This is a genomic window from Mesorhizobium sp. C416B, from assembly GCF_030323165.1.
GTDB lineage: Bacteria > Pseudomonadota > Alphaproteobacteria > Rhizobiales > Rhizobiaceae > Mesorhizobium.
This window is the reverse complement of the sequence record NZ_CP100471.1, coordinates 4,616,522-4,632,500: the sequence shown is the minus strand read 5'-3', so window position 1 is coordinate 4,632,500 and position 15,979 is coordinate 4,616,522. Positions and strand designations below refer to the sequence as shown.

Here is a 15,979-nt window from a genome sequence, read left to right as displayed (position 1 = left end):
GCCCGGGGAAGAAGCAGCCTTTCTGGATGCCAGACACGGAAGATGTCATAGCCGAACTCGGCAATGAGCCGCCGCTGATCGCGGATGGCCGCAGCGGCCCGCCCGACCGGCGCGAGGTTTCGGCGCGCTGGCTGTCGGGCACCTTTCTTACCGGCGTGACCTCGAGTGTGCTGATGGGCGTGGCGTTGTTTGCCGCCCTTGACGGCCGCCAGCAGTTGGCAACCCCGCCCGAAATCGCCGAACTGGCCCAGCTCGAAAGCGGCGGCGATTCCGGCGAGGTCGCCAAGACCACCAGGCTGGTGGCGCCGCGCCAGATCGCCAAGGCCAAGGACCGCCGGCGCATGGAAGTGTCGATGGTGACCAAGGTCGGTGACCGCGACGTTATCCACACCATGCCGTTCGTGCAGATCAAGATGGCGCTGGCCGCCGGCCACACCACCAACCGCGCCTATCCGCCTTTCGACCCGATGCAGGTGTTCGGCGACGATGGCGACTCGACGCCGGCGCAGCCGGCGACGGCCTCCGCGGTTGGCGGCCAGATCTACGGCGCCAAGGTCGAAAGCGAGATGAGCCTCAAGACGGTCGATTTCCCGGTCGAGACGGCCTCCTTCGACGAAAAAAGCGACCTGTCCGCCGACGAGGTGGAAAAAGTGGTGCGCGAAGCCGGCACCGACCTCAGCGACGGCGCCGTGCAGGTCGCCTCGCTGCATTATGTCGACCCGCAGCGATTCGGCGATGCCTTCGCCGAATCGATGGCCGGCTCCTACGACGTCAAGATCGTGCCGGAAAACGTCTCGGTGGCGCCGCGCGTCGCGCTCGACGACCAGACCCCGGCTTTCGCCGAGGAAATCATTCCCTTCACCAGGGACCGCGACATTGCCGAGGCTTTCGCTGATTCGGGCTATACGGGCGATGACGCCACCGGCATGGCGGAGGCGATCGGTAAGCTGCTCAACGCACCGGCGCTGAAGGCCGGAACCGTGCTGCGGGTCGGGCTCGAGGTACATGGCGACGCCGCCAAGGTCGTTCGCACCAGCGTCTATGACAAGACAACGCACATCGTCACCATCGCGCTCGACGATCGAGGCCAGTACGTGCCGGCGCAGGAACCGGAGCCGAACCCCGAATTGCTGACGGCGTTCGACGATTCGTCGGCACCGGTGGTGGTGCGCGGCAATCTGCCGAACGTCTATGACGGCATCTACCGCGCCGCCTATTCCTATGGCATGTCGAAGAAGCTGACCCAGCAATTGGTCAAGCTCCTGGCCTCCGGCGTCGACTTCCAGTCCAGGCTCAATCCGTCGGACCGCATCGACGTCCTGTTCTCGCAGCCGGACGGCGACGACCAGGCCTCCGACGAATCGGAACTGCTCTATGTCTCGTCGACCTTCGGCGGCCAGACGCGCAATTTCTACCGATTCCAGATGCAGGACGGCTCGACCGACTATTTCGACGAGGACGGATCTAGCGCCGAGCAGTTCCTGTTGCGCAACCCCCTGCCCGCCGGGAAATTCCGCTCCGGCTTCGGCGCCCGCCGACATCCGATCCTCGGTTATGTCCGCATGCATACCGGCGTCGACTGGGCGGCGCCGATCGGAACGCCGATCATCGCCGCCGGCAACGGCACCATCGAAAAGGCCGGCTGGGCCGGCGGCTACGGCAAACAGATCATCATCCGCCATGCCAATGGCTACGAGACCTCCTACAATCACCAGAGCGCCTTTGCCAAAGGCATCGAACCCGGCGTTCATGTCCGCCAGGGCCAGACCATCGGCTTCCTCGGTCAGACCGGCCTCTCCACCGGTCCGCATCTTCACTACGAGCTGATCGTCAACGGCACCAAGGTCGACCCGATGCGCGTGCGCCTGCCGGTCGGCAAGGTGCTGAAGGGCGACGACCTGGTCGCTTTCAAGCGCGAGCGCGAGCGCATCGATGAACTGCTCAAGCAGGAAGACAGCAATCCGCTGAAGGTCGCGAGCGCCAAGATCGAAGGCTAGTGCATGTCGCCCAGAAGTGTGCCGCGGCTCTGGGACAAGGACATGTGTCAAAACAAAGACTTAAAGCGCGTCGTATGAATCCGTTTCAGCGCGACGCGCTTTAAGCCGTCACACTCGACGCCAGCGAATCATAATCGCCCCATCAGAGCATTCCGAATCGGGTCGGCTCCGAATCAGGTCGACTGCTCCTCTTCGGCTCGTGACCAAGGCAGCTTTTGCCCCGAAACGGTGGCCCAGGCGATAACAGCGGCAAGGAGGCAAAGCACGGCCGTCACTGTCGACACGGCCGCGAACGCCGCATCGCTGGCGGCGAGCCGTGTTGCATCAAGGTCTGGCGCCAGGCCGGCCAATGCCGGTTCGCCGAATCCCGGAATGCCCGGCCTGACGCTGGTATCGAGCATCGTCGAATAGACCCAGGCCGCGAGCGAGCCCATCGCCGCCACAGCAATCAGCCCGCCAATGCGCGAAACCGCATTGTTGATGCCGGAAGCGGCGCCGGTATCCTTGTCCTCGACCGCGGTCATGACCGCCGTCGACAGCGGCGACACCACCAGCGCCATGCCGAGCCCCATCACGGCCATCAGCGGAAAGATACCGGTCCAGAAATTGTGCATGCCGGCATGAGTGAGCAAAGCCAGCCCGGCAAAGGCGATGGCAACTACCAGGCAGCCGCTGGCGATCGGAAAACGCGGACCGATGCGATCCGACCACTGGCCGACGAGACCCGACAGCAGCGCGATCGACGCCGACAGCGGCAGGAAGATGAAACCGACCTCTTTGGTGCTCAGCCCCCATCCGGCGATCAACAGCATCGGCAGGTAGAACAGATTGGCCGACAGGGCGAAATACAGGAAGAAGGTGGCGAGGTTGGCGCCGGCAAAGGCGCCGATCCGAAACAGCTTGAGATCGATCATCGGCTCGCGCTGCCGAAGCTCGAAGACGATGAAGATGATAAGCAGCACGGCGCCTGCGGCGATGCTCGGCCCCGACATCAGCCCGCTGCCTTCGGCGCTCATCGAGGTCAGTCCGTAGGCAAGCGCCCCGAAGGCAAGCGTGGCGAGAGCGGCGCCGCCGAGATCGAGGCTTCGCTTCTCCGTCGGCGCGTCGGCGGGAATCTTGGCCAGCAGGAGATAGATCGAGATCAGCCCGAGCGGCAGGTTGACGGCGAAGATCGCCCGCCAGATACCGCCGCCAAAGGCCGACAGGACGAAGCCGCCGAGCACTGGACCGAGCGCCGTCGTCAGCGCCGAGGCGGCGGCCCAGATGCCGATCGCCCGGCCGCGCTCCTTCTTCGGATAGGCCTTGGCGATGATGGCGAGGCTGCCCGGCACCATGATCGCCGCACCAATGCCCTGAATGGCGCGAAAGGCGATGAGCACCAGCGCATTCGGCGCCACCGCGCAGGCCAGCGAAGCGACGATGAACAGCGCAATGCCGGCAACGAAGGCGCGCCTGAGGCCAAACCGGTCGCCGGCGGCGCCGCCGGCCAGAATCAGCGCCGACAGCGTCAGCGCATAGGCGTTGGAAATCCACTGGACCTCGGCCAGGCTGGCGCCTAGGTCGACGCGCATTGCCGGCATGGCAATGGCCAGGATCGACCCGTCGATGAAGCCGAGCGCTGACGCCAGGATCGCCGCTACCAGCACGAACTTGCGCTGCGACTGCGGGCAAAATGTACCGTTGGAAAGCGACCTGGTCAGGGGAACGGCTGCGGCTCCGCTCGGAGACTTCATGAGCGTCTGCTTAGACTTGTTGCGGGCCGGCAACAACCAGCCAGCACCCTGCGCTCATGAATCCAGCTTTGGATCGGCCTGCCTTGTGGGCAGGCCGATATCACTGCGCTGGAGCGCTCACTTGCTCCGCAACATCATCGGCCGAGGGACCGCCGACGAACTCGACGGTGACGCCCGGCGACACCAGCTTGGCCAGTTCACGCGCATCCCAATTTGTCAGGCGCACGCAGCCATGGCTTTCGGTCTTGCCGATCTTGGAGGGATCGGGCGTGCCGTGAATGCCATAGGTCGGCTTGTCCAGCGCGATCCACACCGAGCCGACCGGGCCGTTCGGACCCGGCGGGATGGTCAGGATCTTGTCGTTCTGGCCCTGCTTGAAATTGATGCTGGGGTTGTAGGTGTAGTTCGGATCGAGCGCGACGCGCGACACCGTATGGGTGCCGGTCGGCGAGGGCGTGTCGGCTGAACCGATGGTGGCCGGATAGGCCGCGACCAGCTTGCCACCGGCGTCATAGGCGAACACCTGCTTCTTGTCCTTGTCGGCGACGATGCGAGCGACCGGCGTCGCCACCAGCCTGCCGAAATTGGCGACCTTGATGATGGTGCCGGGACGGCTGAAGTCTGCCTCGGGATTGAGCCCCTTCAGGTAGTTCTCATCCATGTGGAAGCGTTCGGCCAAGGCTTCGGTGACGGAGGTGTAAGCCATGCGGTCGAGTTGCGCCTTCTGGCTGTAATCTTCCGGTATCGAGGCGACATAAGGCCCGGCCGCGTCTTCGGGCGTGATCGTATAATTGGCGAAAGCATCGCCACCGGTTTGCGCCAGCGCAGCCTGGATGCCGACCGCGTCGGTCGAGCGCAGATTGCTGCCGGTGATCTGGTTGTAGGCGGCAAGCGCCTTGTCGACATTGGAGCCGAAGCGCCCGTCGACGACGCCGGGTGAAGCGCCGGCGCGGTCGAGCAGCACCTGCAAGGCGGCTACATCCTGGCGTGCGCCGAGTGAAAGCGAGGGATCGACCACGGTCTTGCCACCGGCTTTCGGCGGCAGCGCGCCCTGGTCGGCGGGCGCCGCCGGTTCGGCGGGATCGATAGAGGCTTCGTTCAGCGGCTTGCGCTTGACGGGCCGCGGTTCAGCGGATTTCGGCGCTTCCGGATAGGTGTCGCTGTCATTGGCATCATCCTGCGGAGCGGCCCCCAGGAATCTGTCGCTTTCAGGATCGTATTCATCAACCGGCGGGCCGGGGATTCGTCCCTGATCGTCCAGTTGCCTGCGGCGGAAACGCGCCATGTCTTCGGGATCGTCGAGATAGTAGCGGTCGTCGTCTTCGACCGGTGCGCGTCCAAGCTCACGTGCCCGCATTTCCCGGCGCAGCGCGCGGCGGTCGAGCCTGGTCTGCGGCGGCTGGATGGCGATGACCTTGCCGGTCTCGGCATCGACGATGACGCGGTTGCCCCTGGCGTCGTAATAGATGTCGAGATTGCCGTCCTGGGCAAGCACAATGCCGCCGCTATCGGCGGCGCGGACGGCCGGCAGTGCGTTGTCCATAGTCGGCGATGCCATGGCGCTGGACGTGAGCAGCCCGGCGGCGAGCACCGAAAAGGCAAGGATCGTGCGGAACATGGTGGTCAAACTCTCCGGTACTTACAGCGCAGCGCGTCCGTTTGGACGCGCAAAGGACGCTGTAACACTTCATGTCTGCGCATGATCCTTTCCGAAAATCGAATTTCGATTTTCGGGGTCATGCGTAATTTCCGCCGCCCGGCAGTGTTCCCATCAGAACGTTCTCGCCACCGTTTGGATGCGCAAGGAACGCCCTGGTCGTCAAAAGCCTGCAGGCAAACCCCTTCGCCAGCAAACCACAACATAAGCTTTCCAACATGAACCGGGCATGAAGATGGCGGATTACTGGTTGCTACAGGCCCAATTCCTTGCGCGTCTGCTTCGTCAGCTTGAGGACGACGAGGCGGTGGCTTTCGCCGAGATAGTCCTTCAGCGCATCATCATCCATGCTCTGGCTTGTCTGACGCTGGATCCATTTCATGCCGCGCGAGGCGAGATAGGGCGCCGGCCGGCAGCCGGGCTGATCCTTCAGCACGTCATAAGCCATTTCAGAGCATTTGAAGGTGACGAAGACGCCACCCTCCCGGTCATGGCCGGCGATGGTGAAGACCTTGCCACCGACTTTCCAGACATCGGCCCCGCCCCACTGCACGACATGCGTCGTCTGCGGCAGCGAGGCGCAGAAGCTGTTGTAGTCGTCCAGCGTCATCTGCACCCCCGTCAAAGGATTGTTGTTTCATAAGAAAATGCCGCGCGTCCGGTCGGACGCGCGGCGTTGGATCAGGCTGCCGCGTCGGTCGGCACCACAGTGGGCCTGGACCGGAAATTCAACCGGTCGGAGCCGGCGGTGACCTTGACGGTCGAGCCGTCGAGGATCTCGCCAAGCAGGATTTTTTCCGCCAGCGGATCTTGCAGGTCCTTCTGCATCACCCGCTTCAGCGGCCGAGCGCCATAGGCCGGGTCGTAGCCCTTCGCCGCCAGCCAGTCGATCGATTCCTGGTCGAGCGACAGTGTGATCTTGCGGTCGACGAGCAGATTTTCCAGCCGCTTGAGCTGGATCTCGACGATGCGACCCATATCCTGCCGGCGCAGCCGGTGGAACAGGATCACCTCGTCGACGCGGTTGAGGAACTCCGGCCTGAACGAGGCTCTCACCACGCTCATAACCTCGTCGCGCACGGCATCGACATCCTGCTCTTCGCCGAGATTGACCAGATATTCGGCGCCGAGGTTCGACGTCATGACGATCAGCGTGTTGCGAAAGTCGACCGTGCGGCCCTGCCCGTCGGTCAGCCGCCCGTCGTCGAGCACCTGCAACAGGACGTTGAAGACATCCGGATGCGCCTTCTCGATCTCGTCGAACAGCACGACCTGATAGGGCCGGCGCCGCACCGCTTCGGTCAGCGCACCGCCTTCCTCATAGCCGACATAACCGGGAGGCGCTCCGATCAGCCGGGCGACCGAGTGCTTCTCCATGTATTCCGACATGTCGATGCGCACCATAGCGCTCTCGTCGTCGAACAGGAAATTGGCCAGCGCCTTAGTCAGTTCGGTCTTGCCGACGCCGGTCGGTCCGAGGAACATGAACGAGCCGATCGGCCGGTTCGGATCCTGCAGCCCGGCCCGGGCACGACGCACGGCCTTGGACACCGCCTGCACCGCTTCGCCCTGGCCGACGACTCGCTTGCCGATCTCGTCTTCCATGCGCAGCAGCTTGTCGCGCTCGCCCTGCAGCATCTTGTCGACCGGAATGCCGGTCCAGCGCGACACGATATGGGCGACGTGGTCGGGCGTGACCACCTCTTCGACCATGCCGGCCTTGCCGTCCTGGGCTTCGGCTTCCTTCAGCTTCTTTTCCAGTTCCGGGATCTTGCCATAGGCAAGCTCGCCGGCGCGCTGGAATTCACCCTTGCGCTGGGCAATGGCGAGGTCGTTGCGGGCCGCGTCGAGCTGCTTCTTGAGGTCAGCGGCGAGGCCAAGCTTCTGCTTCTCCGACTGCCATTTGGCGGTGATCTCGGTCGATTCCTCCTCGAGGCCGACGAGTTCCTTTTCGAGACGCGCGAGCCGGTCCTTTGACGCCTCGTCCTTCTCGACCTTCAGTGCCTCGCGCTCGATCTTGAGCTGCATGATGCGGCGATCGATTTCGTCCAGCGCCTCGGGCTTGGAATCGACCTGCATCCTCAGCCGCGACGCGGCTTCGTCGACAAGGTCGATCGCCTTGTCCGGCAGGAAACGGTCGGCGATGTAGCGGTTGGACAAGGTCGCCGCCGCGACCAGCGCCGAATCCGAGATGCGCACCTTGTGGTGCTGCTCGTACTTCTCCTTCAGGCCACGCAGGATCGACACGGTATCTTCCACCGACGGCTCGTTGACGAAGACCGGCTGGAACCGGCGGGCAAGGGCCGCGTCCTTCTCGACATGCTTCCTGTATTCATCGAGCGTGGTCGCGCCGACGCAGTGCAGTTCGCCGCGCGCCAGTGCCGGCTTCAACAGGTTCGAAGCGTCCATGGCGCCATCGGCCTTGCCGGCGCCGACCAGCGTGTGCATCTCGTCGATGAACAGGATGATGCCGCCGGCCGCCGAGGTGACTTCGTTGAGCACGGCCTTCAGCCGCTCCTCGAACTCGCCGCGATATTTGGCGCCGGCAATCAGCGCGCCCATGTCGAGCGCCATCAACTGCTTGTCCTTCAGCGATTCGGGCACGTCGCCATTGACGATGCGCAGCGCCAGACCTTCGGCGATCGCCGTTTTGCCGACGCCCGGCTCGCCGATCAGCACCGGGTTGTTCTTGGTACGCCGCGACAGCACCTGGATGGTGCGGCGGATCTCGTCGTCACGGCCAATCACAGGGTCGAGCTTGCCGGCGCGGGCATCGGCGGTGAGGTCGCGCGCGTATTTCTTCAGCGCGTCATAGCCCTGCTCGGCGCTCGCCGAATCGGCGGTACGGCCCTTGCGGACGTCGTTGATCACCTGGTTCAGCGCCTGCGCTGTGACGCCGGCCTTGGACAGGATATCAGCCGTCTTGGCCGACTTCTCCATCGCCAGCGCCTGCAGCAGCCGCTCGACCGTGACAAAACTGTCGCCGGTTTTCTTGGCCAATTCCTCGGCGGTCGAAAACACCTTGGCCAGCGGCTGCGCCAGATAAAGCTGGCCGTTGCCGCCTTCCACCTTGGGCATGGCCTCAAGGGCGGTCTCGACGCCAAGCTTGACGTCGCGCACGTTGCCGCCGGCGCGCTCTATCAGCGAGGCGGCCAGCCCCTCGTCGTCATCGACGAGGACCTTCAGCATATGTTCGGGAGTGAATTGCTGGTGATTGCGCGAGAGCGCCATGGTCTGGGCGGACTGAATGAATCCGCGGACGCGCTCGGAGTATTTCTCGAGGTTCATATCTGTCTCCTTCCATCACCGGCCCGCTTTGCGGCACCGGATCAGATTGCGGTGACGGACCCGCTCATCCGAGCCGGGTCCAGTTCACGCCAGATATGGGGCGCAAGCCATTGCCGCTCAAGACGTCCGGCTGATGATATTGCATGGCCGAGCAAACGAAAACGGCGGAGATTTCTCTCCGCCGTTTCATCGACTTATGTCTTGTGGGTCAGTTGTTGGCGTCGACGGCGAACGGGTCGCCGGCAGAGCTTTCGGCCGGCGCCGCATCAACCACGTCAACAGCGGCAGCGGTCTCGCCGGCGCCATCCACCACCTGGCCACCACCAGACTGTTCGTCACCGACCTGATCGGCATTGTTGCGCGGGCGGCGCGGACGCCGCGGGCGACGGGCAGCGCCGCTCTCGGCGGCTGCCTCATTGAGTTCGGCCCGGGCGGCAAGAGCCGCCGGCGACAGGTTTTCGTACAGCGGCGCCGGCTCGGAGAAACCACTCTCGGCTTCGGGCTCAACCGCGGAAACGGTTTCCGCCTGTGCCGGGGTTTCGGTGAAGCGCTGCTGGTCGCCGCGCTGGCCGTTCTGCTCGCCACGCTGGGCAAAGTCGCCACGCTGGTCGTTCTGGCCATAGCCGCCATTGGGGCGGCGGTCACGGTTGCGGCCATTGTTGTCGCGGCCGTTATTGTTGCGGCCATTATTGTCACGGCCACTGTTGTTCTCGCGGCCGTTTTCCTGGCCGTATGCGAGTTCGGCCGGCGTGCCCTCAATCGTCGGCTGCGGACCGTTGCCGTGGTTGGCCATCGGCGCTTGCGTCTCGCCGCCATTGCCGCTGCCGGCATTGTCAAAATCGTCGCGATCTTCATCGTCGTCGAATTCGTCGCGGTTCTGCGGGGCATTCTGGATCGGCATCTGCGCCTGTGCGGCGGCAATGATGCGGTTGTAGTGCTCGGCGTGCTGGAGGTAATTCTCCGCCATAACCCGGTCGCCGGAGCTTTGCGCGTCACGGGCCAGAGTGGCGTATTTTTCGGCGATCTGCTGAGCCGATCCACGGATTTTCACGTCCGGGCCGTTGCTCTCGTAGTTGCGCGTCAGGGGATTTGGGCCCTTGCGGTTGTTGTTATTGTTATTGTTGTTGCCACCGCCGCCGCCATTGTTGTTGCGACCGCGCATGCGCCTGTTCTGCTGTTGTGGCCTCATAAGACTCTCTTCATTTTGAAATTTTCGAAAAACGTTTCACGAACGGAGGCGCTCATGCAGCCAGCCGTTTCGTTTCTTCACCGGCGTTCGCCCGCATCAATTGCGTTGGCGCCACGTGTCATCCTGTTCCGGTTACATCACTTGCCGGACGATTCCCGCACGAAGCTTGGGCGTCGTTTGCGCAAGAAGGCAGCTATTTCCAAGGAAAACCGAATCGCTAAGAGCACTGCCTGCTTCGTCCCATCCGGTTAGGGCGGACCCTAGCCGCATTCCCCGGCATTGCCAAGCGCTTTTTTGCACTGCGTCAAGGCTTTCCCTGTTCAAACATAAGAACCCTGTCGTTTCCGCCAAGATCGACAAATGCCCCGGCCAGCCTGTAGCCGGCTGCCGCGAATATGTCTTTGACCTCATTGCGCTGCGTGTGGCCGATCTCGACCGCTATCTTGCCTTCTGCTTCCAGAAACTTTGCCGCCTCGGCGGCGATGATCCTGTAGGGGCCAAGACCGTCCACACCGCCATCAAGGGCTCTGTGCGGATCGAAATCGCGGACCTCGTCCTGCAGATTTCCAATGTCTCCAGACGATATATAGGGAGGGTTTGCGGCAATTACATGGTATCGGCCCGAAACTTTTTCGAACCAGTCGGACTGCAGCCCCACGAACCGGCCGGCGAGTCCGAGTTGCTCGGCATTGCGTATCGCGGTTGCTAGCGCGTCTTGTGAAATATCGACCCCGGTGGCGGTCGCGGCCGGAACCGCGCTGAGCAGCGCCAGCGCAATCGCGCCGGTACCGGTGCCGAGATCGAGGATACGGCATTCCCCCAGCCTTTTGGCCGTCGCGCCGGCAAAAGGCAGGATCGCCTCGACCAGCGTTTCGGTGTCCGGCCGCGGCTCCAGCGTTTCCGGCGACAGCGACAGCCGCAGGCCGTAAAACTCGCGAAACCCGAGGATGCGGTGCACCGGTTCGCCGGCCATGCGGCGCTGCAGAGCAGCGCCGATTGCGGCAACCGCACCCGCATCGACCGTCCGTTGCGGGTCGGCGATCGCCTGCGTACGGTCCGTGCCGGAAAAATGTTCGACGATCAGCCTGGCATCCAGCGCCGGGTCGGAAAGGCCGGCCGCGGCAAGCCGCTCCCGCGCCGCCCGCAACAACGGCCCGAGCGCGCCGGGCAACATGTCAGCCATCGAGGCCGATATCGGCGAGCAGCTTCGACTGATGGTCGGCGATCAGCGCATTGATGACCTCGTCGAGCTCGCCCATCATCACCCGGTCGAGCTTGTAGAGCGTCAGGTTGATACGATGGTCGGTAAGGCGGCCCTGCGGGAAATTGTAGGTGCGGATGCGCTCCGAACGGTCGCCCGAACCAACCTGCGATTTGCGTGACTCCGAGCGCTCCTCGTCTGCCTTGCTGCGCTCGAGGTCGTAAAGCCGCGCACGCAGGATCTGCATGGCTTTCGCCCGGTTCTGATGCTGCGACTTCTCCGCCTGCACCACCATGATACCGGTCGGCAAATGGGTGATGCGCACCGCAGAATCGGTGGTGTTGACGTGCTGGCCGCCCGAACCCGAGGCGCGCATCGTGTCGATCCGGATGTCTTCGGCGCGAATGTCGATGTCGACCTCTTCGGCCTCCGGCAGTACGGCCACCGTCGCCGCCGAAGTGTGGATGCGCCCGCTGGCCTCGGTCGCCGGCACGCGCTGCACGCGGTGCACGCCGGATTCGAATTTCAGATGCGCAAAGACGCCCCTGCCGGAAATGGTGGCGATGATTTCCTTGAAGCCGCCGGCATCGCCGTCGCTGGCCGACACCGTCTCGAAGCGCCAGCCGCGTTCGGCGGCATAGCGCTCATACATGCGAAAAAGGTCGCCGGCAAACAATGCCGCCTCGTCGCCGCCGGTGCCGGCGCGGATTTCAAGGATGGCGTTCTTGTCGTCGGCCGCATCCTTAGGCAACAGCAGGATCTGGATGTCCTTTTGCAGCTGTTCGATACGCGCTTCGACGCCCGGCAGATCTGCCTCCGCCAGGGCCCGCATCTCGGCATCGGTGCCCTTGTCGGCAAGCATCGCCTCGAGGTCGGCTTGCTCGCGCTCGACTGAGCGCAGTTCCCTGACCTTGGCCACCATGTCCTGCAGCTCGGCATATTCCGAGGCCATCTTCACATAGGCATCGGCCGCCGGGCCGGCCGACATCTGCGCTTCGAGCATCTCGAAACGCTTGACGACCTGATCCATACGCTCGCGGGGAAGATTGACCATGGCTAATGCTATAGCGGGATGGAGCGGTCGTCGGCGAAGGCCTGCAGCAGCGCCCGCATCGGCAGCCCTTGAGCTGGCGCCATCAGATTGTCGGCAAAGAAAGCCTCCAATTCCTCCAGTGGCAGTTCGGTCAACATCGCCTTGACCGGGCCGATCGAGGCTGGAGACATCGAGATCGAGCGGTAGCCGAGGCCGATCAGCGCCATGGCGGAAATGGGTTTTCCGGCAAGCTCGCCGCACAGCGTCACCGGCGTGTGGTTGCGAACCCCGGCGTCGGCGATCTGCTTCAGAACCCGCAGGAACGGCGTCGACAGCGTGTCGAAGCGGTCGGAGAGCTGCGTGTTCCCCCGATCGACCGCCATGACGAACTGGAACAGGTCGTTGGAGCCGACCGAGACGAAATCGACCGCCTTCATCAACTCGTCGAGCTGGAACAGCAGCGACGGCACTTCCAGCATGGCGCCCACCTTGAGGCTGGTCGGCAGATGGTGGGCAAAGCGGGAGAGATGCCGCACTTCGCGGTCGATGATCTCGCGCGCCTGGGCGATTTCGCCGAGTTCGGTAACCATCGGCAGCATCAGCTTCAGTTCGCGCCCGCCGCAGGCCTTCAGCAGAGCGCGGATCTGGGTCCTGAGCAGACCCGGCCGGTCGAGCGTCAGCCGGATCGCGCGCCAGCCGAGCGCAGGGTTTTCTTCCTGGATGGCGCCCTTGAAGTAGGGCAGCACCTTGTCGCCGCCGATGTCGATGGTGCGGAAGGTGACCGGCTTGCCGCGCGCCGCGTCCAGCACGTCGCGGTAGAGCCGCTCCTGCGCCTCGGCACGCGGGAATGTCGAGGCGACCATGAACTGCAATTCGGTGCGGAACAGGCCGATGCCGGCGGCACCCGCCTCGGCCAGCTGCGGCAGGTCGACGGCCAGGCCCGCATTCATCAGCAGGTCGACCTGGACGCCGTCCTTGGTCACCGACGGCTTCTTGCGCAGTTCCCGGTAGACTTCCTGCCGGCGCGCCCGGAAGCGCACTTTTTCGGCATAGGCAGCTTCGAGGTCGGGCTGCGGCCGCAGATGGATGGTGCCTTCCTCGCCGTCGACGATGATGGCATCGCCGTTTTCCGCCATGGAAACGGCGCCCTTCATCTGGCCGGCGACCGGAATGCCCATGGCGCGCGCTACGATGACGACATGGCTGGTGGCAGCGCCGTCTTCCAGCACCACGCCGCGCAGCTTGTCCCTGGGATAATCAAGCAGTTCGGCCGCGCCCATCGAGCGCGCGACCAGGATGGCATCCTTCGGCAGTGACGCCGCGACGTCGTCAGGCCCGCGCCCCATCAGCTGGCGCAGCAGCCGGTTGGCGAGATCGTCGAAGTCGCTCATCCTCTCGCGCAAATAAGGATCGGTCATGTGCAGCATGCGGGCGCGCATGTCGCTTTGGACCTTTTCCACCGCCGCTTCCGCTGTCAGGCCGTTGCGGATCGCCTCTTCCAGCCGGCGCACCCAGCCGCGGTCGTTGGCAAACATGCGATACGCTTCGAGCACCTCGCGATGTTCGCCCTCGAAGGCGACATCGCGCCGCTCCAGCATGTCGTCGATAGAAAGCCTGAGCGAACCGAGCGACGTCTCCAGCCGGCGCACCTCTTCCTCACTGTCCTCGTTGAACAGATTGGTGACGACGATGCGTGGCTCATGCAGCACGACATGGCCGAGGCCGACGCCCTCGTTGAAGGACAGGCCGGTAAAGCTGACGGGACGGCGCAGATCGAGTTCGAGGCCGGGCCGGGTCAGGCGAGCGAGATCGCCGGTGGCGATCATCTCGGCGATCACCATGGCGGTCGTTTCCAGCGCCTCGACCTCGTCGTCGCGGTAGTGGCGCATGGTCTTGTTCTGCACCACCAGCACGCCCAGCGTGCGCCCTGCCCTTAGTACCGGCACGCCGAGGAAGGAATTGTAGATCTCTTCGCCCGTCTCCGGCAGGTAGGCGAAGGCCGGATGTTCCTGTGCATTGGAGAGGTTGAGCGGCCGCGCGCTCGCGGCAATGGTGCCGACGAGGCCCTGCCCCAGCCGCAGTTGCGCCAAATGGACGGCGTTCGGGTTCAGACCTTCGGTGGCATAGAGTTCGAGCACCGAATCGGCGCGCAGCACATAGAGCGAGCAGACCTCGGCGACCATGTTGGAGGCGATGTCGCGCACGATCCGGTCGAGCCGCTCCTGCGGCTCCAGCGGCTCCTGCATGAGCTCGCGGAGCCGTTTCAGCAGAACGCGCGGGCCGCTGGCCGTATCACGCATCGCGGCTTCTTCTCCAATGGGCATTTTGCCCGCCGCAGTTTCCACTGCGACCGGCGCACACGCAACAACTCAAATCGCTCTCGCTACTGCTTATCCAGACCGTACACGGAATGCAAAGTACGAACCGCGAGTTCCGTGTAGGGACCGTCAATCAGTATCGAAATCTTGATCTCGGAGGTAGTGATGGCGCGGATGTTGATCGCCTTGTCGGCCAGCGCCTTGAAAGCGGTGGCGGCCACACCGGCATGGCTGCGCATGCCGATGCCGATGACCGAAACCTTCGACATGCCGGCTTCCGACTGCACCACGTCATAGCCGATCGAAGCCTTCAGACGCTCCAGCACGGCCAGCGCCTTGTCCACGTCGCCGGACGGCACGGTGAAGGTCATGTCGGTGAACTTGCCGTCCTCGGAGATGTTCTGGACGATCATGTCGACATTGATGTTGGCCTCGGCCAGCGGGCCGAAAATGCCGGCGGCAACGCCCGGGCGGTCGCCGACGCGGCGCAGAGAAATCTGCGCTTCGTCCTTGGCGTAGGCAATTCCGGTGACGACCTGCTGTTCCACGATCTCTTCCTCGTCGCAAATGAGCGTTCCCGGAGGATTGAGCAAATCCCCCATTCCGGGCGCATCGGGATCGTCGAAGGACGACCGCACGAACGTACGCACCCTGTGCACCATGGCAAGCTCGACCGAGCGCACCTGCAAGACCTTGGCGCCGAGCGAGGCCATTTCGAGCATTTCCTCGAACGAAATCTTGTTGAGCCGCCGCGCCTTCGGCTCGATGCGCGGATCGGTGGTGTAGACGCCGTCGACATCGGTGTAGATGTCGCAGCGATCGGCCTTGACCGCCGCGGCAATGGCCACCGCGCTTGTGTCGGAGCCGCCGCGGCCGAGCGTGGCGATGCGGTTGTCCGGGCCGATGCCCTGGAAGCCGGCGACGACAGCCACCTGGCCCTCGCCGAAGCGCTTGATCAGGAACGCGCCGTCAATGTCGAGGATGCGCGCCGCGCCATGCGCGTTGTCGGTCTTGATCGGGATCTGCCAGCCCTGCCATGAGCGGGCGTGCACGCCCATATTCTGCAGTGTGATCGCCAGCAGGCCGGCAGTCACCTGCTCGCCCGAGGCGACCACGGCGTCATACTCGCGCGCGTCGTGCATGGGCGAGGCTTCGCGCGTCCAGCCAACCAGTTCATTGGTCTTGCCCGCCATCGCCGAAACCACGACAGCGACCTCATGGCCGGCATCGACCTCGCGTTTGACGTGACGCGCCACATTGCGGATGCGGGCGATGTCGGCGACGGAGGTTCCGCCGAATTTCATCACGATGCGCGCCATGGAAGCGAAATGCCTTTGACTGAAGCCGGCCCAGGACCGAAAGGGGAAGTAAGCGCTCGACAGAAGCCGGCCGCTGAATGCGCGCCTCCTTAGCCAAATGATCACGGTTTCGCAAGGCTGGCGGCGGATGCCGGCTTCAGGATCGCGGCATATTGCGTTCGGCCCCGCCGCCGCTTACCAAATGCTGCCCGCGGGAAACTCCTTTTGGTCCGGCATATCGAATGATTGTTCGCCTTCGACGCGC

Annotated in this window: 10 protein-coding genes; 1 reads left to right on the top strand and 9 read right to left on the bottom strand. The window is 64.0% G+C overall.

Annotation, left to right across the window (positions count from 1 at the left end; all coding sequences use genetic code 11):
• The first annotated feature begins 26 nt into the window (after window positions 1–26).
• Window positions 27–1,997 carry a M23 family metallopeptidase gene (locus NLY43_RS22650; protein ID WP_023686664.1) on the top strand — a complete coding sequence of 657 codons (1,971 nt, stop codon included), beginning with the start codon at window positions 27–29 and terminating at the stop codon, window positions 1,995–1,997.
• Window positions 1,998–2,170: 173 nt separating this feature from the next.
• Here NLY43_RS22650 and NLY43_RS22645 read toward each other — a convergent pair whose 3' ends face one another.
• The 9 genes from NLY43_RS22645 to NLY43_RS22605 all read right to left on the bottom strand — a co-directional run bounded on the left by NLY43_RS22645 (window position 2,171) and on the right by NLY43_RS22605 (window position 15,735).
• Window positions 2,171–3,730 (bottom strand): MFS transporter, encoded by a 1,560-nt coding sequence (locus tag NLY43_RS22645; RefSeq protein ID WP_023712838.1) that lies wholly within the window; start codon window positions 3,728–3,730, stop codon window positions 2,171–2,173.
• Between the two features lie 100 nt (window positions 3,731–3,830).
• Window positions 3,831–5,348, bottom strand: a complete 1,518-nt coding sequence (locus NLY43_RS22640) for a L,D-transpeptidase family protein (RefSeq protein ID WP_023712839.1) — start codon at window positions 5,346–5,348, stop codon at window positions 3,831–3,833.
• A gap of 292 nt (window positions 5,349–5,640) precedes the next feature.
• Entirely contained in the window at window positions 5,641–5,997 is a 357-nt protein-coding gene (locus tag NLY43_RS22635; RefSeq protein ID WP_023685771.1) for an MmcQ/YjbR family DNA-binding protein, read from the bottom strand.
• A 71-nt stretch (window positions 5,998–6,068) separates the two neighbouring features.
• Window positions 6,069–8,675 (bottom strand): ATP-dependent chaperone ClpB, encoded by a 2,607-nt coding sequence (gene clpB, locus NLY43_RS22630; protein ID WP_023712840.1) that lies wholly within the window; start codon window positions 8,673–8,675, stop codon window positions 6,069–6,071.
• 208 nt (window positions 8,676–8,883) lie between these two features.
• Window positions 8,884–9,864 (bottom strand): DUF4167 domain-containing protein, encoded by a 981-nt coding sequence (locus tag NLY43_RS22625; protein ID WP_023698975.1) that lies wholly within the window; start codon window positions 9,862–9,864, stop codon window positions 8,884–8,886.
• A gap of 304 nt (window positions 9,865–10,168) precedes the next feature.
• Window positions 10,169–11,047, bottom strand: a complete 879-nt coding sequence (prmC, locus tag NLY43_RS22620; protein ID WP_023712841.1) for a peptide chain release factor N(5)-glutamine methyltransferase — start codon at window positions 11,045–11,047, stop codon at window positions 10,169–10,171.
• Window positions 11,040–12,119, bottom strand: a complete 1,080-nt coding sequence (gene prfA, locus NLY43_RS22615) for a peptide chain release factor 1 (RefSeq protein WP_023712842.1) — start codon at window positions 12,117–12,119, stop codon at window positions 11,040–11,042. The genes prmC and prfA overlap by 8 nt, the downstream gene beginning before the upstream one ends.
• Window positions 12,120–12,127: 8 nt before the next feature.
• Window positions 12,128–14,398 carry a phosphoenolpyruvate--protein phosphotransferase gene (gene ptsP / locus NLY43_RS22610; RefSeq protein WP_023693992.1) on the bottom strand — a complete coding sequence of 757 codons (2,271 nt, stop codon included), beginning with the start codon at window positions 14,396–14,398 and terminating at the stop codon, window positions 12,128–12,130.
• An 83-nt stretch (window positions 14,399–14,481) separates the two neighbouring features.
• Window positions 14,482–15,735, bottom strand: a complete 1,254-nt coding sequence (locus NLY43_RS22605; protein ID WP_023685777.1) for an aspartate kinase — start codon at window positions 15,733–15,735, stop codon at window positions 14,482–14,484.
• Window positions 15,736–15,979: the final 244 nt, after the last annotated feature.

Excerpts from the sequence above, each read along its gene's own strand:
- NLY43_RS22650 (WP_023686664.1), top strand. The coding sequence starts at position 27 with ATGCCAGACACGGAAGATGTCATAGCCGAACTCGGCAATGAGCCGCCG.
- NLY43_RS22645 (WP_023712838.1), bottom strand. The coding sequence starts at position 3,730 with ATGAAGTCTCCGAGCGGAGCCGCAGCCGTTCCCCTGACCAGGTCGCTT.
- NLY43_RS22640 (WP_023712839.1), bottom strand. The coding sequence starts at position 5,348 with ATGTTCCGCACGATCCTTGCCTTTTCGGTGCTCGCCGCCGGGCTGCTC.
- NLY43_RS22635 (WP_023685771.1), bottom strand. The coding sequence starts at position 5,997 with ATGACGCTGGACGACTACAACAGCTTCTGCGCCTCGCTGCCGCAGACG.
- clpB (WP_023712840.1), bottom strand. The coding sequence starts at position 8,675 with ATGAACCTCGAGAAATACTCCGAGCGCGTCCGCGGATTCATTCAGTCC.
- NLY43_RS22625 (WP_023698975.1), bottom strand. The coding sequence starts at position 9,864 with ATGAGGCCACAACAGCAGAACAGGCGCATGCGCGGTCGCAACAACAAT.
- prmC (WP_023712841.1), bottom strand. The coding sequence starts at position 11,047 with ATGGCTGACATGTTGCCCGGCGCGCTCGGGCCGTTGTTGCGGGCGGCG.
- prfA (WP_023712842.1), bottom strand. The coding sequence starts at position 12,119 with ATGGTCAATCTTCCCCGCGAGCGTATGGATCAGGTCGTCAAGCGTTTC.
- ptsP (WP_023693992.1), bottom strand. The coding sequence starts at position 14,398 with ATGCGTGATACGGCCAGCGGCCCGCGCGTTCTGCTGAAACGGCTCCGC.
- NLY43_RS22605 (WP_023685777.1), bottom strand. The coding sequence starts at position 15,735 with ATGGCGCGCATCGTGATGAAATTCGGCGGAACCTCCGTCGCCGACATC.